Source organism: Bradyrhizobium sp. Kon58 (genome assembly GCF_055807455.1).
On the sequence record NZ_JBVVOT010000277.1, the window covers coordinates 1 to 321 of the forward strand.

The window sequence follows — 321 nt, forward strand, 5'->3', positions numbered from 1 at the left end:
GCACTGAAGTCGACAGCCTGATCGAGCGCTATTACGGCCAGGGCCGATCCGCCATCTGCCCAACTGATGGGCACCAGCTGATAGTGACGCAGAAAGCGCTCGGTCAGCGTGGGTAAAGGGTCGAGCAGCGGCGGCGCCGCATCGGCGTGCAAGAGGGGCGCGTCGAGCAAGGCGGACCAGGCGCGGGCCAGTTCGGCTTCGCTGACCAGCCCCAGGCGCGTGAGCAGACCCAGCAGGTCCGCACCCTCGGTGGACAAGCGCCGGGCGCGTTCCAGGTCGACCGTCTTCAACCCGGCATGCGCCATCAGCCATGCGCACACC

At 67.9% G+C, this 321-nt stretch carries 1 pseudogene; it reads right to left on the reverse strand.

Annotation, left to right across the window (positions count from 1 at the left end):
* Window positions 1-321, reverse strand: a pseudogene (locus AC0L20_RS40465) (hypothetical protein); the annotation flags it as partial.